The sequence below is a fragment of the Prevotella falsenii DSM 22864 = JCM 15124 genome, from assembly GCF_000613945.1.
GTDB classification, from domain to species: domain Bacteria; phylum Bacteroidota; class Bacteroidia; order Bacteroidales; family Bacteroidaceae; genus Prevotella; species Prevotella falsenii.
Map to the genome: position 1 here is coordinate 1 of NZ_BAJY01000009.1, position 23,649 is coordinate 23,649.

Here is a 23,649-nt window from a genome sequence, read left to right on the forward strand (position 1 = left end):
AATAACATTAAAATGCAAAAAGATGAAACCATTAATTAAGTTTCATCTTTATTTCTTTCTGCTTTTGTTTCTCTTCGTTTTCTTCCTGCACACGCTGCATTAGCCACGAGCCTTTATTCAATGAATGGAGCTTCAGATTATCGTTCTTCGGACGTTGAATGGATTTCTTAGTTGGCTTGCGCCCGCTTTTCACTTCATCGAGCAGGGTTTTTGCCGCAGAAAACTGCGGCCACCGCTTAAGAATAAATGCCAATTGCGATGTGGCTTCTTTGTTGTTGCCTGTCATATACAAGCTGTATGCCCGATTAAACCAAAACTCTTGGTTGTCGCGGTCGATTTCCAATGCCTTTGTATAGGCAACAATGGCACTATCGTATTTTTCTTCGCGGATACAGACCATGCCGTAAAGGTCGTAAATATCGGCTATATAAGGTTGCAGTTGCAGTGCTTTCCGACAATCGTCGTCGGCTCCTTTATAGTCTTCAAGGTGGTATTTGGACAGTGCCATTAAATACCAAGCCTCGTAAAGATTTGGTTTCAGAGCCACGATGCGCCGAAATATTTCCATGGAAGCAATGTAATACCCACTGTCAAGCGAGCGTCTCCCCTCCTCCATCAATCGTTTAATATTGTATTGAGCAAAGGAAGGCAACGCAAACAAAGCCAAAACGGATATTACGAAGCACCGAAACATTTATTATTTTCGGTTAGCCGATTTCACCTTATAATGACAATTAAAATCCCCGGATGCCAAGGCTTTCATCTTCTTGGCTATCATTTTCTTGCGGAAAGGCGAAATACGGTCGGTAAATAGTTTACCTTCTATATGGTCAAACTCGTGCTGAATGACCCGCGCCAAATAACCATCGACCATTCGTCGTGCTCTTTGAGTTCTTCGTCCAGATATTTCACATGAATGCGAGTGGCACGAGTAACGTTCTCATGTATTCCCGGCAACGACAGACAGCCCTCTTCCATCGTTTCGGTTTCCGTATCGTCGAATTCTAATATATGTCCGTTTATGAAAGCATGGCGGAAGCCTTTGTACTCGGGAAAATGCTCTGAGATAACATCTAAATCGATTACTACAACACGAATGGCTTTGCCTATCTGAGGAGCAGCCAATCCAATGCCATCGCTGGCAGCACATGTTTCAAACATATCGGCTATCAGCTGCTGCAAATCGGGGTAATCCAAAGGTATATCTTCAGCCACTTTACGAAGCACCGGCTGTCCTAAAGTATATATTGGTAATATCATTTTTAAGTTCTTCTATTATATATCAGGTATGGTCGAAATCAATATCAATACCTAATCATAAACCTTTCGACCGCATATAGTCTTGCAAAATAATGGTAGCAGACACTTCGTCTACAAGTCCTTTATCCTCTCTGCGTGTCTTTTTCTTCACTCCTCCGGCTATAATAGCTTGCTGGGCAAGTACCGAAGTAAAGCGTTCGTCGTAATATTCTATCGGAATAGCGGGCATTGCTTTCCTCCAACGATTAACAAACTGCTCTACTCTTGCCAAGTTTTCGCTCGGTTTTCCGTTCAGTTGCAACGGACGACCGACGACTATAAGTTCAACTTCCTCTTTGCTTATATAATCTTTTAGGAAATCGAACAGTTTAGATGTAGCAACAGTTACCAATCCATTTGCAATAATCTGCAATGGGTCGGTAACTGCTAAACCTGTTCTTTTCTTTCCGTAATCAACAGATAAAATCCTGCTCATTACCTTGCATAAAGCAACCAAGCGTCAGGATATTGAGAGCGCAAACGGTTACGGCTCTGAACAGCTGAAGCCTTGCTGTCGAAGGTAGCTGCCACAACGCGGTACATATTGTTGCCACTGTTGAAAGCTACCTGTGCATCGTAACCTGTATTCTTCAAACGCTCTTGGAAGTTGTAAGCGTTAGCCCTGACACCGAACGAGCCAACAACTACGCTGTAAGATTTCAAACCTGCACCATTTACAACCGATACATTCTCCTGACGAACCGCTTCGTTGTCGTAGTTGTCTTCAACACTTGTGTCGATTGCAGGCTGTGTTTCAACCGGAGCAACCGTAGGTACATCTGATGACCCATTTGCAGTTTCGTCGGTTGTATAGCCTGTGCGCTCTTGTGCCTTGGCTTTCTCGTAAGCCTTCTTGTATGCACTTTCGCTTGATTTACAACCCGTAAAAGCCATCGCAACACAGACAGCTGCGCCAAAAATCATCAATTTTTTCATATTCTTTCCGTTTTTGTTTGACAATATTCTTTTTGATTTCAAAAAATAAACTGTGCGAAATTACGAATTTAGCAGCAAACTAAACTTATTCTTCCAACTAAAGTTTGTTAAATAAATCATTTACAAAAAAATTAACACAAAATAAGTATCAATATCCGCTATAAGTAAAAAAAAATGTTATATTTGCCTTTGATAATAATATATGTTCAACTATAAACATTGAAAAATTATGAAAACATTAGGTTATATTGGCGCATTTCTCGGAGGCGCAATTGCAGGTGCAGCATTGGGAATATTGATGGCTCCTGAAAAAGGTGCCGACACACGTACGAAAATCTCTGATGCGGTAGACGACTTCTGCAAGAAACACGATATTAAACTTAGCCGGAAAGAAGCAGAAGAATTTGTAGAAGACATTAAGGACGCTGCATCTGACGCACTCTAAACCATAAGTATGTTCTCGAACGATAATAATGTAGAGACGCTTGCGCAGCTCATAGAGCGACTGAAACGTTACATAGGGCTTCAAACAGAATATGTAAAGCTCGATGTAATAGAAAAGGTGGTGCGCTTGTTCACAGCCATTGCCATTTTAACAGCGATAGTTGGCTTGCTGTCATTAACTGCAATCTACTTCTCGTTCGCTGCTGCTTATGCGCTGCAACCATTGGTAGGCTCGTTAGCTTGCGCCTTCCTCATAGTGGGAGGAGTGTATCTGCTACTGCTCATCTTGATTGTTTCATTCCGCCATCGGCTTATCCAGCGACCGCTTGTTAAGTTTCTGGCACATCTGTTAATGTCAAAATAACTGCCCTATGCATAACAATTCAAACAACGAACCTGCATACAGGACTTTGAACGAAATTCGTTTGCGGAAGGCACAGTTGCTTACCGACATTACAAAAGAGAGCAAACAGATTTCCACTTTATGGGACGGTATGTTCCATAAGCCGCAGAAGTCGTCTGCTCCAACGAAAAGACTTTCGGGCTTAATGGCTACCGGCGTAGGTGTTGCCGACGCAGTTATATTGGGTTGGAAACTCTACCGACGCATCAGTGGCAAGCCGAGCCTGTTTGGTTTCTTCGGAAAGAAAAGAGGAAAGAGGTAGGAGAATACACCTAAACATATTCCTCAACGATTTAAAAAGACTAACTACGAATGCCGAATTGTTGCAATAACAGTTCGGCATTTATGCTTTTGAAGAACTTAAAAAGCAAGGCTGCCAATGCTTATCAGCGCAGTTGGTTTCCTTTTTCTTACCCAAGACGATTGCTGAAAATATCTCCAAATCTGTAAAGATAATTCGGAAAGAAAATGATAATTTCGCTTTGACGTTGCTAAACCGTAGGTTTTGCGTTGTAAAACCTACGCTTTTACCGTGCAAAACCTACGGTTTTGGAATGCGAAACAATAGGTTTTATAATGCGTTGATAACAAAATAGTTACACAATAGATATTCTTATGAATAATATTTACAATTTTATGGGCTTCTTTTCTTCCATTAAATAAAGGTATATAGCAGAAATAACATACCGGACAGATACCTCGTGGTGCGATAGAAGTCAATATCATCGAAGTCCGCTCGTAAAGTGGCAGCCGATTGTTCGCATAAAATACGTAAAACAAGATAATAAGATGCTTTTCACTCCTTATAACCTTTTTTAGCATAGAACTTTAAAGAAAAATCCGTATCTTTGTAACAGAAAAGTCGCTAATCAACAAGAGTAGATATAGAAACTTACAGAGAAGACAACGTCTTTCCTACCCTTGACACATGAATTTGCAAGCCGGGCAGCAAATATTCTTGCCCTCATCGTAAAGACGGGAGACGATATTCAGAGATAAAAAGCCCCAAAACATAATTGAAAACAACAATATAAGAAAAATAAATATACTGTTCAACTGCTTCTTCAGATACAGAATGGTATGACATCGGAAGAACTTCATAAGAACGCATACTTCACATTAAAATACAACAGCAATATGAAAAGAATACTTTTAATTATGGCAATAGCTTTAACAACAACAATGACTATGGCACAGAATTTAAACGAAAGACAGAAGTCACTTGCCGCTTGTGCATGCCTCGAAGCAAAAGGCGACCTTGTGCGCCTTGAAAAAGAAGTGAAGAATGCCCTCGACAAAGGAGTCAGTATCAACGAACTCAAAGAAGCTTTTTCGCAGCTTTATGCCTATACGGGCTTTCCACGCTCGCTGAATGCGTTGGGAGTGTTGGGCAAGGTGCTCGAAACACCTAAACCGGAATGGCAGGAAGGGAAGGCTTTTGAACGCCCCGAAATGTGGGACAACGCAGAAGAAGCACTCAAGAAAGGAACAGAAGTACAGACGAAAGTTTCCGGACGTCCTTTCAACTATACCTTCTCTCCACAAAACGACTACTATCTGAAAGCTCATCTCTTTGGCGACATCTTTGCCGGAAACCAGCTTTCGCCGGCCGACCGTGAAATTGTTACCTTAGCAGCGTTATGCGGTATGAATGGCGTTGAGCCACAACTTGCTGCTCACAAGAGAGGGGCTGTGAACATGGGGAATACGCAAGCGCAGGTAGACGAGCTGTGTGCTTGGCTCGACAAGGAAGGATACACGTTGAAAAGCGATTTCGACAAAGGCGCACCTAACGTGAATTACGCAAAGTATTTCGTGGGCGAGAGTTATCTCAACCCCATCAAACCCGCCAATCTTGCCCAAGATGAAGAAACCGTTATGCCAATAAGTAATGTCAGTTTCGAGCCGGGGTGTCGGAACAACTGGCACATACACCACGGAGCACACCAGATACTCATCTGCGTTTCCGGTAAAGGCTGGTATCAGGAATGGGGCAAAGAAGCTGTTCCAATGCTTCCCGGCACCGTCATAGACATTCCTGCCGGAGTAAAACATTGGCATGGTGCACAGAAAGACTCATGGTTTCAGCACCTTGCAACACACGTTGTAACGGCAAAAAACGGCGAGAAAGTGAGCAACGAATGGTTGGAACCTGTTTCGGACGAACAGTATAACGCACTGAAATAAAAGATACGATATTATCAAGAAATAACATTTAGAATTGATAAATACAAGAGATAAAAAACAAATGTAAAGTTTATAATGTGCTTTCCTTTCTAAAAGTTTGCTTATTTACTAAATTATTGCTATATTTGCACTGACGAAAAAAGATTTAAATATTTATATATTATTATGACTGAGAAAAGAGTTTATACCTTCGGCAACGGAAAAGCTGAAGGCAAAGCTGGTATGAGGAATTTGTTAGGTGGCAAGGGTGCCAATCTTGCAGAAATGAATTTAATCGGAGTGCCTGTACCCCCGGGGTTCACAATCACAACCGACGTTTGTAACGAATACTTTGAAAGAGGTAAAGAGACTGTTGTCAAGGTTTTAACTTCAGAGGTAACAAAAAGCGTTAAGCACATTGAAGACTTGATGAACTCAAAGTTTGGCGACCCGTCAAACCCTTTGTTGGTAAGTGTACGTTCAGGAGCACGCGCCTCAATGCCGGGTATGATGGACACCATCTTGAACCTTGGATTGAACGACGAGGTGGTTGAAGGTCTGGCAAAGAAGACCGGCAACGAGCGTTTTGCATACGACAGCTACCGCCGTTTCGTACAGATGTATGGCGATGTAGTATTGGGTATGAAACCTGAAAACAAGGAAGACATTGACCCATTCGAAGCTATTATCCAGAAAGTAAAGGCAAAACGCGGCATTAAGTTGGACAACGAGATGAACGTTTCCGACTTAAAGGAACTTGTTACAGAGTTTAAGAAAGCTATCAAAAGCCAAACCGGAAAGGATTTCCCTGCCGATCCGATGGAACAACTATGGGGTGCTATCTGCGCCGTGTTCACATCGTGGATGAACGAACGTGCCATTCTTTATCGCAAGATGGAAGGTATTCCACAAGAATGGGGTACAGCCGTTACCGTTCAGGCAATGGTATTCGGAAACATGGGCGACACTTCTGCAACAGGTGTATGCTTCTCTCGCGATGCAGGTAATGGCGAAAATGTTTTCAATGGCGAATATTTGGTAAACGCACAAGGCGAAGACGTTGTTGCAGGTATCCGTACTCCACAGCAAATTACCTTGGAAGGTTCACGCAAATGGGCAAGTCAGCAAGGCGTAGACGAAGAAATCCGTCGCACAAAGTTCCCTTCAATGGAAGAGACGATGCCCGAAATATATGCGCAACTCAACGCTATTCAAGATAAATTGGAGAAGCATTACCACGATATGCAGGACATGGAGTTCACCGTACAAGACGGTAAGCTGTGGTTTTTGCAGACTCGTAACGGCAAGCGCACAGGCACGGCAATGGTCAAGATTGCAATGGACTTGCTCAAGGAAGGGCAAATCGACGAGAAGACAGCTATTCTGCGATGCGAACCAAACAAACTCGACGAACTGCTTCACCCTGTATTCGATAAGGAAGCATTGGCACAAGCCAAAGTGCTTACACGTGGTTTGCCCGCCTCTCCCGGTGCCGCAACCGGACAAATCGTATTCTTTGCCGACGATGCAGCAAAGTGGCACGAAGACGGACACAAGGTTATAATGGTGCGTATCGAGACTTCTCCGGAAGATTTGGCGGGCATGACAGCCGCTGAAGGCATTCTTACAGCCCGTGGCGGTATGACTTCTCACGCTGCCGTTGTAGCCCGCGGTATGGGTAAATGCTGCGTCAGTGGAGCCGGCGGCGTTGTTGTAAACTATAAAAAACGCACTGTAGAAATCGACGGAACGGTATTACACGAAGGCGACTACTTGTCTTTGAATGGCTCAACAGGCGAGGTCTACTATGGAGAAGTTAAGACAAAGGCTGCCAAAGTTACGGGCGACTTTGCTCAACTTATGACGCTCTGCGACAAATATACAAAGTTGCGTGTCCGTACAAACGCAGATACCCCACACGATGCCGAAGTTGCACGTACATTTGGTGCTGTTGGTATCGGTCTTTGCCGTACGGAGCACATGTTCTTTGAAGACCTGAAGATTAAAGCCATGCGCGAAATGATTCTCGCGGATACGGTTGAAGGCAGAGAGAAAGCACTTGAAAAGTTGTTGCCATACCAAAAACAAGACTTCTATGGTATCTTGAAATGTATGGACGGTATGCCGGTGAACATTCGATTACTCGACCCACCGTTGCACGAGTTTGTGCCACACGATGACGAAGGACAGGAAGCCATGGCAAAAGAAATGGGTGTTAGTGTGCAGTTTATCCGCAATCGTGTGAACTCTTTGTCGGAACACAACCCAATGTTGGGTCTTCGCGGTTGCCGTCTTGGCAATACTTTCCCCGAAATTACAGCGATGCAGACTCGCGCTATCCTTGGGGCAGCAGTTCAGCTAAAGAAAGAAGGCTTCAATCCGATGCCCGAAATTATGGTGCCACTCGTAGGTATCGTGCACGAGTTGGACAATCAGGAAGCAATCATTCGTAAGACTGCTAATAAGATTTTCAAGGCAGAAGGCGTTGAAGTGCCGTTCAAAGTGGGTACTATGATAGAAATTCCGCGTGCAGCACTTACAGCTGACTTAATCGCTAACAAGGCAGAATATTTCAGCTTCGGTACGAACGACTTGACCCAAATGACTTTCGGTTACAGCCGCGACGACATCGCAAGCTTCTTGCCAAGCTATCTTGAAAAGAAGATTTTGGACGTAGACCCATTCCAAGTTCTCGACCAAGAAGGTGTCGGACAGCTTATTAAGACGGCAGTAGAGAAAGGTCGCAAAACCCGCAAGAACCTTAAATGCGGTATCTGCGGTGAGCATGGAGGCGAACCAAGCTCTGTTAAGTTCTGCCACCGTGTAGGTCTGAACTATGTAAGCTGTTCTCCTTTCCGCGTTCCAATTGCAAGATTGGCTGCGGCGCAGGCGGCTGTTGAGGAAATGTAGACCTTATAAATAAAATGGAATAATATTGGAGAGGGTGTGTTTTTATAACACACTCTCTTTTGTTTTAACGTGAGTTCGACATAAGAATGATGCGAGTTTATTTAGTTATCAAGATGCTTTAATTGTGTTTTTATACGCTTACAAACAAAAAGAAGCGAAGTTTCTTCATCCGATTCTTACACCCAACTCACGTTATTCATGAACGTTTTCGTTCAGCCAAATGAGCAATGCTAAATTTATTTAAGCATTGGCCATGGCGAGAAAACGCACTTTTTGAGGAACGAGAAAAGAACGGAAAAAAGGCAATAAAAACGTAAATATTTTTCGCAAGCATAGCTGTTGCGCAACTATCTCTCTATCAGCGCATTGCAAAACCTATTGTTTTGCGTTCCAAAACCGTAGGTTTTGCACGGTTAAACCGTAGGTTTTGCATCGTAAAACCTACGGTTTCGCAAAGCCAAACCGATTATATCACTTTTTAACGGAATTATCTTTACAGAATAAAACGGAAAAGCTCCCCCCATTTCATCAGAGGCTTGCAAAAAAAGACCTGCGATACCGCCTGTTTAATCTGTTTTCTTATGCCGAACTAATGCTATTTTACAACCAATAAAACAATAAACTTTGCCCGCAAAGACAAAAAAATTACAAAAATTAAAAAAAATGCTTTTATAGTTTCATTTTTTTTTTCTTATCTTTGCGATTATAATTAAAAAAAGTATAAAAGTAAAAGGAATAAAGGTAACTGTAAATAATATGTAACCTTGCTATTCAAAAACAAGACTTAGCAGAATACCATGCATTTATAGTTCCAAAACTCAAACCGTGATGCATATTTTAAGGGTTTTAAGGTATGAACCTAAGGAGAACTGCCCGGTAAATCCTAACAACACAAATATCATTTGCGACGCTATAAGCCTTGTTGAAAGGCGAAAATGGATATTGGTTCCCTAAACCTTATACTATATTAACTTAATTTTTAAATTTATAATCTATGATTAAAAAATTATTCTCAGGCATGTTCGTTATGGCGATTGCCACAACGGCATTTTCACAAAACAAGGCTGTTTGTGTAGGAAAGCAATCGCCTAAAACTGCAGCACCAAAGACAGTCTATTATCTCAAGCCTGCAGGTGCACTGTTCGAAGCCACCCCCAAGAACGGCAAGACAATCGGTACGAGTTATCTCTACGTACCCGGCTACAGCAAAACAAAGTTCGCACCTGTCGTACCAACGGGTACGCAGTTCTCTTGGCATCAAAACATTTACGATATGGAAGGCAAATGTACCTCTTTTGACCGAACGGGACAAACAGGTAAATCTTTCAGTACCGACAACGATGGCAACTTTTATCTGACATCTCGCTTCAACGGAGCCGATGCACTGCCTACCATCGTTTTTGGCACCGACAGTTTTACGCTCTCGGAAGAGAACCCTCATTGGGGACCGCTCGACTATGACCTCCCTGCTGTAATGTATTGGTACCCACAGTTAAAGAGCGGAACGTTGTCAGCCAAAGAAAGTCATATCCGTCCTTTACAATTCACTGACGACAAGGTAAACAGTTATTTTCTTGGCGGTATGGACAATGGTTATCTCTTCGGATCGGGTACAATATCTAAGGGAGAGTACACTTCACGCGGCGTGCAGCAAGTTCTTGAGAAGCCAATGGCTCCACTGTGGGTAGAGAATGTCTTCCTGCCTGTCATCTCCAAGAGCAGTACACCGCTGCCCAAAGGCACAGAATTGACGATGCTCATTACCAATGTGGAAACCGATGCGCAAGGTTTTAAGAAGCCCGGAAGCGAAATTCTTGCCGAACTTAAATGTACGGCTGACAACCTTGAAACAAACGACCCTATCAAAGATGATAATGGAACGACTTACAACAAGTTCGCCGCTATATTCTCTCCGGAGGGCAAAGGCTTCCTCATTGACAAGGAATTTGCCGTTGTTGTGCGCGGATTCGACCAAGCAGGCGTTGATATGGGCTTGTCAGGTGCCGGAATCCCTTATTATAATAAGGTGTTAAATCCGGCTCTTTGCCTCATAACGACCAAAGAAGGCAACAAGAAAACAGCTAATATCTATGCTGACAACAATATCGCGCTAAGCGTTACTTTCTCGGCAAAGTTCGACTATGCCAATGCGTATGTGGACGAAGGAAGTAGCACTTCTTTCAACTATGGACTCGTGCAGATGAACAATGAAGGTACAATGGGACAGACAACCTGTACACAGGGTATGGTTTTCCCCGGTGCTGTTGCGCAACTTAATGGAACGTGGTACGATGACAAGAAACAAGAACAGTACACGTTGTCCGGAATGGCAAACTGGATTAAGGGATACACCGTAGATGAAGAGAGTTACAAGGACTACGGACTGACCGTCATCAAATTTACTTGCGAGGCTCTTCCATCAAATGTTCAAGGTCGTAAATGCGACATCTTGATTAACGGAAAAGGCTTCGTTTCCGACAAGCCCCTCACTGTTGTTCAGGGAGATGTAACCGCAGGTATTGGCAATATCAGCAATAATCCTACTCTCCGCAAGGATTATCCGATGTACAATACTGCCGGTCAGCGTGTACAACAAGGCTACAAGGGAATCGTTATCCAAAATGGAAAGAAGCGAGTAAACAAATAATTTAAAGTTCTTAGGATAGGTGAACCTTTTAAATCCAAGAAGTTCTTATAAGCTATAAATGAAGTTCTTGTAAATTTATAAACACTGTAAGATAAAGTAATAACATAAAAACATCTTCTATGAAAAAAAGAATTTATGCTTTGTTTCTTGGTGGAGTACTCGCTATAACCGGGCTCCCCTTAACAAGTAACGCACAAACTGCATCGACGGGAACTCCGTACAATGTAACAAAAGAGAACCCATACAAAGAGAATTGGGGAAGTACCGGCACACTACTCAAAAAGAAAGTATGGACCGTGGAGGACAAAAACAACGATGGAAACACGTGGGAAGACATGGGTGCAGGCGCACCTGCCTACAATGGAGCCAATGCTACCGCACAGGCTGACGACTGGCTCGTTTCGCCACCTCTGCACCTCACGGCAGGTCAAACATACACACTCGAGACCGGTGCAGTGATTGGCGGCATCTCAGGTACAGGGCAACGTATGAACGTAGCCTACGGAACAGGCGATGACCCAACGGCATATAGTGAAATCATTGCTACCACTCCAATCTCCGGAACAGCTTTCGGAACGCCTACCACACTGAAGACTACATTCACTCCTACGGCTACCGGAGACTACCGTATCGCCTTTCACGCCGTGAGCGATCACTCGGGCTACATCATCATGCGTCCGGTGAAAGTCGATGTAACCGCTGCTACCTCGGGTACGCCGGTTGCCGTTTCAGACCTGACATTGCAGGCTGGACAGAACGGACAGCAGGTTGTGAAGGTTACATTTACAACTCCTACAAAAGATATTATGGGACGTGATCTTACATCGCTTACTTCGGCAGCCATCTATCGCGACGGCTCTGCAATGCCCGTTCATAAGATAGACAACCCGGCTATCGGACAAAAGATAGAATGGACGGATAATAACGTAACCTCGGGAGAACATTCTTATGAGGTTTACACATACGTAGGCGACCTGAAGAGTGCCAAGGCTGAAGCTAAGGTATATGTTGGCAGCGAGACCGTTCCGGGGCAAGTAAAGAATGTAACCGTTTACGACAATCTCGATGGAACCATTACTCTGAAGTGGGACCCTGTTACGACAGGAGCCGGCGGAGGTTACATTAACCCATCTACCATTCGGTATGGCATCTTCGAAGGATTCTACGAGCAACCCATTGCCGAGAATATCACAACTACAGAGGTTACTATCAAGGACATTCCGCTCAACGGCGCACAAGGTTATAAGTACTATCAGGTGGTGGCATACACTGATACGGAGCACATCGGTGCGGGAGGTTTCGCCGACCCATTCTTCTTTGGAACGCCATACGACTTCCCATTCCACGAATCGTGGCCTTATGGAACGTGGGAAAAAGGACCGTGGAGTGCCAGCTACAACGACACGAAGAGACACTTCAAGATTTCTCGCGACTTCTCGGCCGATGACGATGAAGGCTCATTACTTTTCACGCCGGAAAAGGGAGGCGATGCTGCAACCATCGTAGGACCGAAGATGGATATGGGCAAGGCAACCAACCCTCGCCTTTCATTCCAGTTCTATGCTTATCCGGGCAGTAAGAGCAAGCTGCAAATATATCTTGATGTGAACGGACAACATAGGAAACTTGCATCAGAAATAGACTATGCTACACTGACAGGTAACCCCGGTTGGCGTACCATAAACGTAGACTGCGCCGATGCCGACTTCAAGAAAGAGCACGGCTATGGTCGCGTTCTTATCCACGCCATATCTGACGGAGAGAACATCGTAGTGGACGATGTGAACGTAAATGATGCCATCAACTACAATGTCATCACCAACATTACTGCGCCACTTCATACACAGGCGGGAGACAAGACAGAAGTAACCATCCGCGTTCACAACGTAGGATTAAAAGATGCCGAAGGTTTCCAAGTTAAACTTCATACAAGCAATGGAACTACCATAGATACCGAAAGTGGAACAATTGCTCCGGGCGAAACCAAGGAATACACATTCAATTGTACTGCACCTTTCGAAAACAGCGATTTCCAAGTATGGGGAGAAGCCGATTGGAGTATCGATGAAAATCAGGGAAACAATACTTCGGAAAAGAAGACCGTCAAGATTGTTACCACTCCATACCCTGCCATCAACGACTTGAAAGCCGCCAAAGACGGTGGCAAAGTGAAACTTGAGTGGACTGCTCCTGCGGTAGAAAAATGCACCATCACCGAAAGTTTCGAGAACTATGCACCATTCCTCATTGACGAAATTGACCCATGGACGCTCTATGATGCAGATAAAAGCCGTACCAACACGTTCGGCGGTATCTCTTTCCCGGGCAACGGAATGCCTTATGCTTACACAGTGTTCAACTGCGATGGCACTACCCACGGTATGGACGATGCTACCACAAAGCTTTTCAAGCAGCGTTTCGGCGGATATAACAGCGATCAGGCTATGTTGAGCTTTGGCAATTTGAGCGATGCTGCCAATGGCAACAACGACTGGATTATTTCTCCCGAGCTTTCAGGCAAGGCACAAACCATCACCTTCTACACCAAGGCACCACAGTGCGACTATGCCAACTATGGTCCGGAAGACTTGTATGTGGCTTACTCTACGGGCGATAAGAATATTGACAACTTTAAGAAGATACTCGACGAAAGTGCATCTGACAACATCAACTGGAAGAAAGTATCTGTCAATCTACCTGAAGGTGCGAAATATTTCGCTATTGTTCATACCTCAACAACACCGCAGACATCTTCCGGCTATGAGCCCGCAAGCCTTCTTATCGACGACATTACCTACGAGAGCGCACCACTGCAAATTCTCGGTTACAATGTTTATCGTGGCGATAAGCTCATTGTAAGCAGCAAAAATATGAACGAAACGACTGTCATCGACCCCGACGGCACCGAGAACGACAAGTATTATGTCGTTACATTATATAATGTTGGCAAGTCCGGTCCGTCTAACGTTGCTTCTGCTGTACCGTCGAATATCAACGGCGTTGATACAGACGCAACTGCCAATAGCCCTGTTTTCGTATATACACATCGGGAGTACTCGTTGGCAACAGCACGGCATCGCTTCCTGCCGGTATCTATATTGTAAAGCAAGGCAATAAGGTACATAAAGTCGTAGTGAAATAACACTCGTCATTTCCCTACCCTGTCTACGGATAAAAGGAAATAAATTCACTCCCATTTCCTCGCAGAAGGGAATATATGGAAATCAATAACAATCGGTCTGATTATTCTTATTGGATAATCAGACCGATTCTTTTTTTCAGCCTTATTACAGCAAATTGAACCCTATAAAAACGTAAATATTTTTCATAAGCATAACTATCGCGTAACTATCTTACTACCAACGTTTTGCAAAACCTATTGTTTGGCGTTCCAAAACCGTAGGTTTTGCACGGTTAAACCGTAGGTTTTGCGTTGTAAAACCTACGGTTTCGCAACGCCAAATCGAAATTATCAGTTTTTAAGAGAATTATCTTTACAAAACAAAAGGGAAAGTTGGTGCGTTACACCTTATATATAAATATAGAGACACAGCATACATAATATAGGGACAGGGCATATATGATATAGAGACACGACACATATAATATAACGACACGGCATATATAATATAGGGGTACGACGCAGCAACGAAAAGCGGGAAGATAGGCGGCAAGACTATTCTCCAACAAGATGGAAAGGAAAGAACCGCACGGATAGAAGGCAGAAATACTGCAAAGACAAAATTTCGGAACCTGCCTTAAACAATGATTTGTAAAGTTGAGTTGCCAAAAGGCAGCTTTTTTTTATATTTTCCTTGCAACTTTAATAATTAATTTCGTATCTTTGCAATCGCTTTAAAAAAATCTTATACATTAACAAAATGTAATATTATTATAGCTATATAAATTTATGTATTTTACACTTTTAATCACCGTCTTCATAACGGCAGCCTTTTTGGTTGTTGCAGCATACGTTACTGCAAAACTGCTGGGCCCCCGTTCTTACAATCCGACGAAGGGTGAACCTTACGAGTGTGGTATTCCTACCTACGGCACGTCTTGGTTGCCGATGCACGTGGGCTACTACCTGTTTGCAATCCTTTTCCTGATGTTCGACGTTGAAACTGTTTTCCTCTACCCTTGGGCAGTTGTGGTGAACACATACGGCGTTTTGGCATTGGCAACGATTGGATTTTTCATGTTGGTGTTGGTATTTGGCTTGGCTTACGCTTGGCGGAAAGGAGCTCTTGAATGGAAATAAGAAAACCGAAAATCAAGGCTATGCCTTACGAGGAGTGGAAGGACAACGACACCTTGGAGAAGATGGCAAACGACCTGAACGATGGGGGTACGAACCTTGTGTTGGGCAATCTCGACCAGCTCATAAACTGGGGACGCAGCAACTCGCTGTGGTCGCTCACGTTTGCTACATCTTGCTGTGGCATTGAGTTCATGGCAGTGGGCTGTGCGCGCTACGACTTCTCTCGTTTTGGATTTGAAGTAACCCGCAACTCGCCACGTCAGGCAGACCTGATTATGTGTGCAGGTACGATAACGAACAAGATGGCACCGGCTCTGAAACGTCTGTACGACCAGATGGCAGAGCCCAAATACGTGATTGCCGTAGGCGGTTGCGCCATTTCGGGCGGTCCTTTCAAGGACAGCTACCACGTAATGCGCGGCATCGACGAAATTATTCCGGTCGATGTTTACATTCCCGGCTGCCCTCCGCGCCCCGAAGCCATCATATACGGTATGATGCAATTGCAACGCAAAGTGAAGATAGAGAAATTCTTTGGCGGTGCCAACCACAAGCAAACAGCAGAGGAAAGCAAGCTCGGCAAGAGTAATCAGGCACTTATCTTTGAAGAAAAACTCGGCATCAAAGCCGAAGACATAAAGGAAAAGCGCGAAGCAGAATGGGCAGAAAGCAAGAAGCCTGCTGCAAAGCCGGCACGCCCTGCCGCTGCAAAACCCGCTGCGGCAGCTCCGAAGAAGGAAACCATCGTCGTAGACAAGCCTGTAACGAAAAACGATGTGGAAAAGTTAGGCAAGGAATTGGACAAGCTAAACGAAGCAACCCCAAAACAAGAGCCTACCGACAACAATACAGCAGCTAACTAACAAATAAGGTACGGAAAAATGAAATTAGAAAACAAAGAGTTTGGTTTTGAACGTTTTGCCGACGAAATGGCAAAGCTGAAAAAGGAACAGCATTTCGACTACCTTGTTACAATAGTAGGAGAAGACTTCGGCACAGAAGAAGGTCTTGGCTGTATCTATATACTTGAAAATACGCAAACACACGAACGCTGCTCTGTAAAGCAACTTGCAAAGCAGGTGGAGCAAAACTACGTCGTACCATCGGTGTACAACCTATGGGCTGATGCCGACTTGCTGGAGCGTGAGGTTTACGACTTCTTTGGCATAAAATTCCTCGGACACCCCGACATGCGCCGCCTCTTCCTGAGAAACGACTTCGTGGGTTATCCGCTTCGCAAGGACTACGACATGGATCCGGCGAAGAACATGTACACCACGGAAGACGACATCGAAGTGGACACAACCACCGAATGGAACCTTAACGCCGACGGACGACTGACCGCCACCACACACAAGCTGTTCACAAGCGACGATTTCGTGGTGAATATCGGTCCTCAGCACCCATCAACCCACGGTGTATTGCGACTGCAGACCGTGCTCGACGGCGAAAACGTGAAGCGCATCTATCCACACCTCGGCTACATTCACCGCGGCATAGAGAAGATGTGCGAATCGTACACCTATCCGCAGACACTCGCATTGACCGACCGTATGAACTACCTTTCGGCGATGATGCACCGCCACGCATTGGTAGGCGTCATCGAAGAAGCAATGGGCATAGAACTTTCGGAGCGCATTCTGTACATTCGAACCATCATGGACGAATTGCAGCGCATCGACAACCACTTGCTCTACACATCGTGCTGCGCACAGGACTTGGGTGCACTCACGGGTATGCTCTACGGCATGCGCGACCGCGAACACGTGTTGAACGTGATGGAAGAAACCACAGGCGGCAGACTTATTCAGAACTATTACAGAATAGGAGGCTTGCAAGACGACATCGACCCTAACTTCGTGGAGAACACAAAGAAACTTTGCAAGTATCTGCGCCCGATGATTCAGGAGTATCTCGATGTGTTTGGCGACAACGTTATCACACACCAGCGTTTTGAAAACATTGGTACGATGAACGAAAAAGACTGCATAAGCTACGGTGTTACCGGTCCTGCAGGTCGTGCAAGCGGCTGGCGCAACGACGTTCGCAAATATCACCCATACGCCGTGTACGACAAAGTGGACTTTGAAGAGGTGGTTATGACCGGCGGCGACTCTATGGATCGCTACTATTGCCACATCAAAGAGATGTATCAGAGCCTCGACATCATCGAGCAACTCATCGATAACATTCCCGAAGGCGACTTCTACATCAAGCAGAAACCTATCATCAAAGTTCCCGAAGGACAATGGTACTTCTCCGTGGAAGGAGCAAGCGGCGAGTTCGGCGCATACCTCGACTCACGCGGAGACAAGAGCGCGTACCGCTTGAAGTTCCGTCCGATGGGACTGACGCTGGTGGGTGCCATGGACAAAATGTTGAAAGGACAAAAGATTGCCGACCTTGTAACAACCGGTGCTGCACTCGACTTTGTCATTCCCGACATCGACCGCTAAGAGAGAAACAATATATTAAGTAATGAATAAGAAATAAATCATATACATGTTCGATTTTAGTATAGTAACAAGATGGTTCGACGAGCTGCTGAGGCACACCTTGGGGCTTGGCAATTTCGGTGCCATTCTTATCGAGTGTGTGGTAGTAGGCTTGGCAATTATCATTGGCTATGCCGTGCTTGCCATCGTGCTCATTTTCATGGAACGTAAGGTTTGTGCTTATTTCCAGTGCCGTATCGGTCCCGTCCGTGTAGGTTGGTGGGGTACGCTGCAGGTCTTTGCCGACGTGTTGAAAATGCTTATCAAGGAGATTTTCACCGTAGATAAAGCCGACAAACTGCTTTACTACCTTGCACCTTTCCTCGTAATAGCAGCATCAATCGGAACATTCTCGTTCCTTCCATGGAACAAGGGCGCGGAAATACTCGACTTCAACGTGGGCATCTTCCTTGTAACAGCCATCAGCTCTATCGGTGTGCTCGGCGTTTTCATCGCCGGCTGGGCAAGTAACAACAAGTACTCCGTGCTCTCGGCTATGCGTGCCGCCGTTCAGATGATTTCCTACGAACTTTCGTTGGGTATCTGCATCATCTCAGCCGTTATACTTACAGGCACCATGCAAATATCAGGTATCGTCGAAGCACAGACAGGTCCGTGGCAGTGGCTTATCTTCCAAGGCCATATCCCTGCCGTACTCGGCTTCCTCGTGTTCTGCATTGCAGGTAACGCAGAGGCGAACCGCGGGCCGTTCGACTTGGCAGAAGCCGAGAGCGAACTTACTGCCGGCTATCACACAGAGTATAGCGGTATGGGCTTCGGTTTCTATTATTTGGCAGAATACCTCAATCTCTTTGTGATTTCAGGGCTTGCCGCAACTATCTTCCTTGGTGGTTGGGCACCTATCAATATAGGTATCGAAAGCTTCGACGCCATAATGAACTACATTCCCGGCATCGTTTGGTTTCTCGGAAAGACCTTTGTTGTAGTATTCCTTCTTATGTGGATACGCTGGACATTCCCACGTCTGCGTGTAGACCAGATACTGAAGCTCGAGTGGAAATACCTTATGCCGCTGAGCCTTGTTATCTTGGTGCTTATGACAGTGTGCGTAGCATTCGGCTGGACATTCACAATCGCATAAAAGGCTATCATAAAGTAGAAATTAAGAATTCATTATTCTAATGGAAAAAAAAGAATCATATTTCGGTGAAATAGGAAATGCTTTTAAGACATTGGCTACCGGTTTGAAAACAACCATGAAGGAATACTTCACGCCAAAGTCTACCGAGCAATATCCTGAAAACCGTAAAACAACGCTGCACGTTGCCCAACGCCACCGCGGACGCTTGGTTTTTAAGCGTGATGAAAGCGAAAACTATAAGTGTGTTGCTTGCCTGATGTGTGAGAAAGCATGCCCCAACGGCACTATCCGCATAGCAAGCGAAATGCGCGAAGACCCCGAAACCGGCAAAAAGAAGCGTGCACTTTTAGACTATCAGTACGACCTCGGCGACTGTATGTTCTGCCAACTGTGCGTAAATGCCTGCAATTTTGATGCCATTGAGTTTACAAACGATTTCGAGAACGCAGTTTTCGACCGTTCGCAACTCTTGGTACATCTGAACGAAGAGGTTTACAAAGGCGGTTCGCTGCCTAATCTTATCGATGGCGGAGCCGATTGGGAAGTAGGAACGTTTAACACTAAAACCAAATAAAAGAGGAGATAAAGTTATGGCTAAATTAATTGTGTTTGCGATTTTGGCAGTAGCGATACTCGGTTCAGCAGTATTCTGCGTGTCTACAAAGCGCATCATGCGGGCTGCAACAGCATTGCTGTTCGTGCTCTTTGGCGTAGCAGGGCTTTATTTCCTGCTTGACTATACATTCCTTGGTGCTGCACAAATCAGCATTTACGCCGGCGGTATCACCGTGATGTATGTATTTGCCATTCAATTGGTAAGCAAGCGAACGCTTCAGGGTTTGTCTGAAAGATGGCTCGGAAAGCGCACCTTTCTTGCAGCACTCATCGCATTGGTGGGCGTTGCCACAGTGTTAGGTGTGTTCCTGAAGAACCAGATTTTCACTGAATTGGTGTCTACCAACACATCAAGCACAGAAGTTTCGATGCAAGTTATCGGTAAAAACCTTATGAGTGCCGATAAGTATGGCTACGTTTTGCCGTTCGAATTCATCTCTGTTTTCTTGCTTGCGTGCATCATTGGTGGCTTGGTTATCTTGAATAAACAGAAAAAAGAGGAGGTAGAAGAATGATACCGGTAGAATATTTTTTCGTCCTTAGCGGACTGTTGTTTTTTATTGGAGTCTTTGGTTTTGTAACCCGACGCAACCTTGTTGCGATGCTTATCTCCATCGAGTTAGTTCTCAATAGCGTAGACCTTAACTTTGCAGCTTTCAATCGTTTGCTCTATCCGGATGGATACGAAGGTATGTTCTTCACAATCTTCTCTATCGGTGTGAGTGCAGCTGAATCTGCAGTTGCGTTAGCTATTATTATTAATGTTTACCGACATCTGCACAGCGACCAGGTGAACAGTATTGAAAATATGAAATTATAAGAAAAAGCTATGTTTGATTACGCATTTTTGATACTTCTTCTCCCCTTCCTGAGCGCAATCGTTTTAGGATTGGCAGGCATGAAGATGCCTAAGCCGGTGGCAGGTATCATCGGTACATGTATTGTGGGCGCGCTTTTTGCCTTGAGCCTCTACACTGCTTATCAGTATTTCTTCTATACAGGCGAATATACTGCTATGGGTCAGACCTTCAATGTAGTAGACGGACGCTTGGCAAATGGTGTTTACCCGACTGTTACAGTCTTCAACTTCACGTGGTTGAGGTTCTCTGAGTTATTGACATTTAATATTGGTCTCCGTCTAAGTCCTATCAGCGTAATGATGCTTATCGTCATTACCACTGTCAGCTTTATGGTTCATATCTACTCGTTCGGCTATATGGCAGAGCGCGATAAGAAGTATAAGTTCGAGGAATACGAGCACGGTTTCCAGCGTTTCTATGCCTATCTGTCATTGTTTACAATGTCTATGTTAGGTCTTGTGGTAGCAACCAATGTTTTCCAGATGTATCTTTTCTGGGAGCTGGTGGGTGTTTGCTCTTATTTGCTCATCGGTTTCTACTATCCAAAACACACTGCCGTGCATGCAAGTAAGAAGGCTTTCATCGTTACACGTTTTGCCGACTTGTTCTTCTTGATGGGTATTCTGTTCTTCAGCTTCTATGTTGGAACGTTCAACTTCGACCTGTCTGTCGATTCAACTTTGGTAGATAAACTTACAAATGTAGCTTCCGACCCTGCAACAGCTTGGGCAATACCCACAGCATTGTTCTTAATGTTTATCGGTGGTGCTGGTAAATCAGCCATGTTCCCACTCCACATTTGGTTGCCGGACGCTATGGAAGGTCCGACACCGGTATCGGCGTTAATCCACGCTGCTACCATGGTTGTTGCCGGTGTATTCCAAGTTGCAAGTTTGTTCCCCATCTACATTCAGTTCGGTGCTGTCGAGCAACTTCACTGGATTGCCTACATCGGAGCATTCACCGCTTTCTATGCAGCTGCAGTAGCTTGCTGCCAAAGCGATATTAAGCGTGGTTTGGCGTTCTCAACCATTTCTCAGATAGCCTACATGCTTGTTGCGCTCGGCGTTTGCTATGCCCTCGACAACGAAGAAGGCGGTTTGGGCTATATGGCTTCCATGTTCCACTTGTTCACCCACGCCATGTTCAAGGCTTTGTTGTTCCTCTGTTCCGGTGCTATCATCGTCATCATTGGCAGCAACTTTAAAGAGTACATGGGCGGTTTGCACAAGTATATGCCGATAACGAACGCTTGTTTCCTCATCGGCTGTATTGCTATCAGCGGTGTATGGCCTCTTGCAGGTTTCTTCTCTAAAGACGAAATCGTGAGTGCCTGCTTCCAGTTCTCTCCGGCTTTGGGCTGGTTTATGACTTTGGTATCGGGTATGACAGCTTTCTATATGTTCCGTTTGTACTATGTTATCTTCTGGGGCAAGTCGTACTACGAGGAAGATCCGGAGAACCGTCGCCGTCCGCAGGAAGTTCCTTTCGTTATGTGGGGACCGTTGGTATTCCTCGCCATCATTTCCATCTTTGCAGGTTGGATTCCATTCGGACACTTCGTTTCAGCAACAGGTCAGAGTGCCGACATTCACTTGCAGCACTTCCACTTCTCAAGTGTAGCTTGGTTCAGCCTTTTGGCAGCTGCCATCGGCATTGCCCTTGCTACATGGATGTACATGCCTAAGGACAATCCTGTTGCCGACAAACTTGCCAAACGCATGCCGGGACTTCACAAGGCTGCCCTCAACAGATTTTATATCGACAACGCTTGGCAGTTCTTTACCCACAAGATTGTTTTCCGTTGCTTCTCTATTCCTATTGCTTGGTTCGACCGTCAAGTTGTCGATGGTACGTTCAACTTCCTTGCTTGGGGAACTCAAGAGGCAGGCGAGAGCATTCGTCCTTGGCAGAGTGGCGACGTTCGCCATTATGCAATTTGGTTCATTACAGGAACCGTGGCTTTAACATTAGTAATACTTTGCTTGATATAAAGAGATGAGTTGGATTTTAACAATATTTGTAATAATCCCCGTACTGATGCTTTTCGGCCTTTGGGTCGCTAAGAACGACAATCAGGTACGCGGCGTGATGGTAACAGGAGCCTCTGCCTTGTTGATTGGTGCTATATGGCTCACCGTATATTTTGTTCAACAGCGGGCAGCCGGCAATACCGATTCCATGCTATTGGCAAACTCTGTAATGTGGTTCAAACCGCTCAACATTGCCTTTGCAGTGGGTGTCGATGGCATCTCCGTGGTAATGATTTTGCTTTCGGCAATCATTGTTTTCACGGGTACGTTTGCCAGTTGGCAGCTTGAACCGATGAAGAAGGAGTACTTCCTTTGGTTCGTACTGCTGTCATCGGGTGTATTCGGTTTCTTTATCTCAACCGATATGTTCACCATGTTCATGTTCTACGAAGTGGCATTGATACCTATGTACCTTCTCATCGGTGTATGGGGAACAGGTGCAAAGGAATATTCAGCCATGAAGCTGACCCTTATGTTGATGGGTGGTTCCGGCTTGCTTATCTTCGGTTTCCTCGGTATCTACTACTTCAGTGGCGGCTCTACCATGGACGTTATAGAGCTTGCAAAGATGCACGCAATGTCGAAAGAGGTTCAAAACATCTTCTTCCCGTTCGTGTTCATCGGCTTTGGTGTTCTCGGTGCGTTGTTCCCATTCCACACATGGTCGCCCGACGGTCATGCTTCAGCCCCTACGGCTGTGTCAATGCTCCACGCAGGTGTATTGATGAAGTTGGGAGGCTACGGCTGTTTGCGCATCGCCATGTTCATTATGCCTGACGCACTCGAGATGTGGGCACCTGTTTTCCTCATTCTCACAACCATTTCTGTGGTTTACGGTGCACTTTCTGCCTGTGTTCAGACCGACTTGAAATACATCAACGCCTACTCTTCGGTGTCTCACTGCGGTATGGTGCTCTTCGCTTTGCTTATGACAACGCAGACCGCTATCACGGGTGCAATCCTCCAAATGCTTTCACACGGTTTGATGACAGCCTTGTTCTTCGCCTGCATCGGTATGATTTACCACCGCGCAGGAACACGCGACGTTCGCTACCTTGGCGGTTTGATGAAGGTAATACCTTTCCTTGCCGTTTCTTATGTAGTAGCCGGTTTGGCTAACCTCGGTTTGCCGGGCTTCTCAGGTTTCGTTGCCGAAATGACCATCTTCGTAGGTTCGTTCGAGAATGGCGGTACTTTCCACCGCGTTTGTACGCTCGTTGCCTGCACATCAATCGTTGTTACGGCAGTCTACATTCTGCGCGTGGTGGGCAAGATTTTGTTCCAAACCATTCCTAACCAAAAGTTCTACGAGCTTCACGATGCCACTTGGGACGAGCGTTTCGCCGTTGCAGGACTCATCTTCTGTGTTGCAGGGCTCGGACTTTTCCCACTGTTCTTCGAGGATATGATTATCAATGCTGTCGGTCCTATCTTCGACCACATCATCGCATACGTTCCAAATTTAGGTAATCTTTAAT

Annotated in this window: 19 protein-coding genes and 1 pseudogene; 16 read left to right on the forward strand and 4 right to left on the reverse strand. The window is 45.2% G+C overall.

Annotation, left to right across the window (positions count from 1 at the left end):
• Nucleotides 1-31: 31 nt before the first annotated feature.
• From JCM15124_RS04965 to JCM15124_RS04980, 4 genes and pseudogenes are all read right to left on the reverse strand, one after another.
• Entirely contained in the window at nt 32-694 is a 663-nt protein-coding gene (locus JCM15124_RS04965; protein ID WP_024998540.1) for a tetratricopeptide repeat protein, read from the reverse strand.
• A 3-nt stretch (nt 695-697) separates the two neighbouring features.
• Nucleotides 698-1,260, reverse strand: a pseudogene (gene def / locus JCM15124_RS13295) (peptide deformylase).
• Between the two features lie 55 nt (nt 1,261-1,315).
• Nucleotides 1,316-1,735, reverse strand: coding sequence for a Holliday junction resolvase RuvX (ruvX, locus tag JCM15124_RS04975; RefSeq protein ID WP_024998541.1), 420 nt, complete (start codon nt 1,733-1,735; stop codon nt 1,316-1,318).
• On the reverse strand, nt 1,735-2,235 hold the full coding sequence (locus JCM15124_RS04980; protein ID WP_024998542.1) for an SPOR domain-containing protein: 501 nt from the start codon (nt 2,233-2,235) through the stop codon (nt 1,735-1,737). The genes ruvX and JCM15124_RS04980 overlap by 1 nt, the downstream gene beginning before the upstream one ends.
• A gap of 229 nt (nt 2,236-2,464) precedes the next feature.
• On the opposite strand from JCM15124_RS04980, the gene JCM15124_RS04985 reads away from it, so the two are divergent.
• The 16 genes from JCM15124_RS04985 (at nt 2,465) to JCM15124_RS05060 (ending at nt 23,648) form a co-directional block, all read left to right on the forward strand.
• Entirely contained in the window at nt 2,465-2,680 is a 216-nt protein-coding gene (locus JCM15124_RS04985; RefSeq protein ID WP_024998543.1) for a YtxH domain-containing protein, read from the forward strand.
• A 9-nt stretch (nt 2,681-2,689) separates the two neighbouring features.
• Complete coding sequence (locus JCM15124_RS04990) at nt 2,690-3,043, forward strand: phage holin family protein (RefSeq protein WP_024998544.1); 354 nt, start codon at nt 2,690-2,692, stop codon at nt 3,041-3,043.
• 7 nt (nt 3,044-3,050) lie between these two features.
• Nucleotides 3,051-3,344: a hypothetical protein gene (locus JCM15124_RS04995; protein ID WP_024998545.1), complete on the forward strand. Its 294-nt coding sequence runs from the start codon at nt 3,051-3,053 to the stop codon at nt 3,342-3,344.
• 896 nt (nt 3,345-4,240) lie between these two features.
• On the forward strand, nt 4,241-5,269 hold the full coding sequence (locus tag JCM15124_RS05000; RefSeq protein WP_198019121.1) for a carboxymuconolactone decarboxylase family protein: 1,029 nt from the start codon (nt 4,241-4,243) through the stop codon (nt 5,267-5,269).
• 165 nt (nt 5,270-5,434) lie between these two features.
• Nucleotides 5,435-8,158, forward strand: coding sequence for a pyruvate, phosphate dikinase (gene ppdK, locus JCM15124_RS05005; RefSeq protein WP_024998547.1), 2,724 nt, complete (start codon nt 5,435-5,437; stop codon nt 8,156-8,158).
• A gap of 994 nt (nt 8,159-9,152) precedes the next feature.
• Nucleotides 9,153-10,805, forward strand: coding sequence for a hypothetical protein (locus tag JCM15124_RS05010; RefSeq protein WP_232220087.1), 1,653 nt, complete (start codon nt 9,153-9,155; stop codon nt 10,803-10,805).
• Between the two features lie 119 nt (nt 10,806-10,924).
• A complete protein-coding gene (locus tag JCM15124_RS13300; protein ID WP_232220088.1) occupies nt 10,925-13,909 on the forward strand; it encodes a choice-of-anchor J domain-containing protein in 2,985 nt (994 codons plus the stop codon).
• Nucleotides 13,910-14,715: 806 nt separating this feature from the next.
• Nucleotides 14,716-15,066, forward strand: coding sequence for an NADH-quinone oxidoreductase subunit A (locus JCM15124_RS05020; protein WP_014708334.1), 351 nt, complete (start codon nt 14,716-14,718; stop codon nt 15,064-15,066).
• A complete protein-coding gene (locus JCM15124_RS05025; RefSeq protein WP_024998549.1) occupies nt 15,057-15,929 on the forward strand; it encodes an NADH-quinone oxidoreductase subunit B in 873 nt (290 codons plus the stop codon). The genes JCM15124_RS05020 and JCM15124_RS05025 overlap by 10 nt, the downstream gene beginning before the upstream one ends.
• 18 nt (nt 15,930-15,947) lie before the next feature.
• Nucleotides 15,948-17,522 carry an NADH-quinone oxidoreductase subunit D-related protein gene (locus JCM15124_RS05030; RefSeq protein ID WP_024998550.1) on the forward strand — a complete coding sequence of 525 codons (1,575 nt, stop codon included), beginning with the start codon at nt 15,948-15,950 and terminating at the stop codon, nt 17,520-17,522.
• Between the two features lie 46 nt (nt 17,523-17,568).
• Complete coding sequence (nuoH, locus tag JCM15124_RS05035) at nt 17,569-18,663, forward strand: NADH-quinone oxidoreductase subunit NuoH (RefSeq protein WP_024998551.1); 1,095 nt, start codon at nt 17,569-17,571, stop codon at nt 18,661-18,663.
• Nucleotides 18,664-18,703: 40 nt separating this feature from the next.
• Nucleotides 18,704-19,237, forward strand: coding sequence for a NuoI/complex I 23 kDa subunit family protein (locus JCM15124_RS05040; protein WP_024998552.1), 534 nt, complete (start codon nt 18,704-18,706; stop codon nt 19,235-19,237).
• Nucleotides 19,238-19,253: 16 nt separating this feature from the next.
• Nucleotides 19,254-19,793 carry an NADH-quinone oxidoreductase subunit J family protein gene (locus JCM15124_RS05045; protein WP_024998553.1) on the forward strand — a complete coding sequence of 180 codons (540 nt, stop codon included), beginning with the start codon at nt 19,254-19,256 and terminating at the stop codon, nt 19,791-19,793.
• Nucleotides 19,790-20,098, forward strand: a complete 309-nt coding sequence (gene nuoK / locus JCM15124_RS05050) for an NADH-quinone oxidoreductase subunit NuoK (RefSeq protein WP_004361841.1) — start codon at nt 19,790-19,792, stop codon at nt 20,096-20,098. Before JCM15124_RS05045 ends, nuoK begins: the two co-directional genes overlap by 4 nt.
• Nucleotides 20,099-20,107: 9 nt before the next feature.
• A complete protein-coding gene (gene nuoL / locus JCM15124_RS05055; RefSeq protein ID WP_024998554.1) occupies nt 20,108-22,132 on the forward strand; it encodes an NADH-quinone oxidoreductase subunit L in 2,025 nt (674 codons plus the stop codon).
• Between the two features lie 4 nt (nt 22,133-22,136).
• A complete protein-coding gene (locus JCM15124_RS05060; RefSeq protein ID WP_024998555.1) occupies nt 22,137-23,648 on the forward strand; it encodes a complex I subunit 4 family protein in 1,512 nt (503 codons plus the stop codon).
• Nucleotide 23,649 lies beyond the last annotated feature (1 nt).

Bases quoted from the DNA above. Each gene is read 5' to 3' on its own strand.
- JCM15124_RS04965 (WP_024998540.1), bottom strand. From the start codon at position 694: ATGTTTCGGTGCTTCGTAATATCCGTTTTGGCTTTGTTTGCGTTGCCT.
- ruvX (WP_024998541.1), bottom strand. From the start codon at position 1,735: ATGAGCAGGATTTTATCTGTTGATTACGGAAAGAAAAGAACAGGTTTA.
- JCM15124_RS04980 (WP_024998542.1), bottom strand. From the start codon at position 2,235: ATGAAAAAATTGATGATTTTTGGCGCAGCTGTCTGTGTTGCGATGGCT.
- JCM15124_RS04985 (WP_024998543.1), top strand. From the start codon at position 2,465: ATGAAAACATTAGGTTATATTGGCGCATTTCTCGGAGGCGCAATTGCA.
- JCM15124_RS04990 (WP_024998544.1), top strand. From the start codon at position 2,690: ATGTTCTCGAACGATAATAATGTAGAGACGCTTGCGCAGCTCATAGAG.
- JCM15124_RS04995 (WP_024998545.1), top strand. From the start codon at position 3,051: ATGCATAACAATTCAAACAACGAACCTGCATACAGGACTTTGAACGAA.
- JCM15124_RS05000 (WP_198019121.1), top strand. From the start codon at position 4,241: ATGGCAATAGCTTTAACAACAACAATGACTATGGCACAGAATTTAAAC.
- ppdK (WP_024998547.1), top strand. From the start codon at position 5,435: ATGACTGAGAAAAGAGTTTATACCTTCGGCAACGGAAAAGCTGAAGGC.
- JCM15124_RS05010 (WP_232220087.1), top strand. From the start codon at position 9,153: ATGATTAAAAAATTATTCTCAGGCATGTTCGTTATGGCGATTGCCACA.
- JCM15124_RS13300 (WP_232220088.1), top strand. From the start codon at position 10,925: ATGAAAAAAAGAATTTATGCTTTGTTTCTTGGTGGAGTACTCGCTATA.
- JCM15124_RS05020 (WP_014708334.1), top strand. From the start codon at position 14,716: ATGTATTTTACACTTTTAATCACCGTCTTCATAACGGCAGCCTTTTTG.
- JCM15124_RS05025 (WP_024998549.1), top strand. From the start codon at position 15,057: ATGGAAATAAGAAAACCGAAAATCAAGGCTATGCCTTACGAGGAGTGG.
- JCM15124_RS05030 (WP_024998550.1), top strand. From the start codon at position 15,948: ATGAAATTAGAAAACAAAGAGTTTGGTTTTGAACGTTTTGCCGACGAA.
- nuoH (WP_024998551.1), top strand. From the start codon at position 17,569: ATGTTCGATTTTAGTATAGTAACAAGATGGTTCGACGAGCTGCTGAGG.
- JCM15124_RS05040 (WP_024998552.1), top strand. From the start codon at position 18,704: ATGGAAAAAAAAGAATCATATTTCGGTGAAATAGGAAATGCTTTTAAG.
- JCM15124_RS05045 (WP_024998553.1), top strand. From the start codon at position 19,254: ATGGCTAAATTAATTGTGTTTGCGATTTTGGCAGTAGCGATACTCGGT.
- nuoK (WP_004361841.1), top strand. From the start codon at position 19,790: ATGATACCGGTAGAATATTTTTTCGTCCTTAGCGGACTGTTGTTTTTT.
- nuoL (WP_024998554.1), top strand. From the start codon at position 20,108: ATGTTTGATTACGCATTTTTGATACTTCTTCTCCCCTTCCTGAGCGCA.
- JCM15124_RS05060 (WP_024998555.1), top strand. From the start codon at position 22,137: ATGAGTTGGATTTTAACAATATTTGTAATAATCCCCGTACTGATGCTT.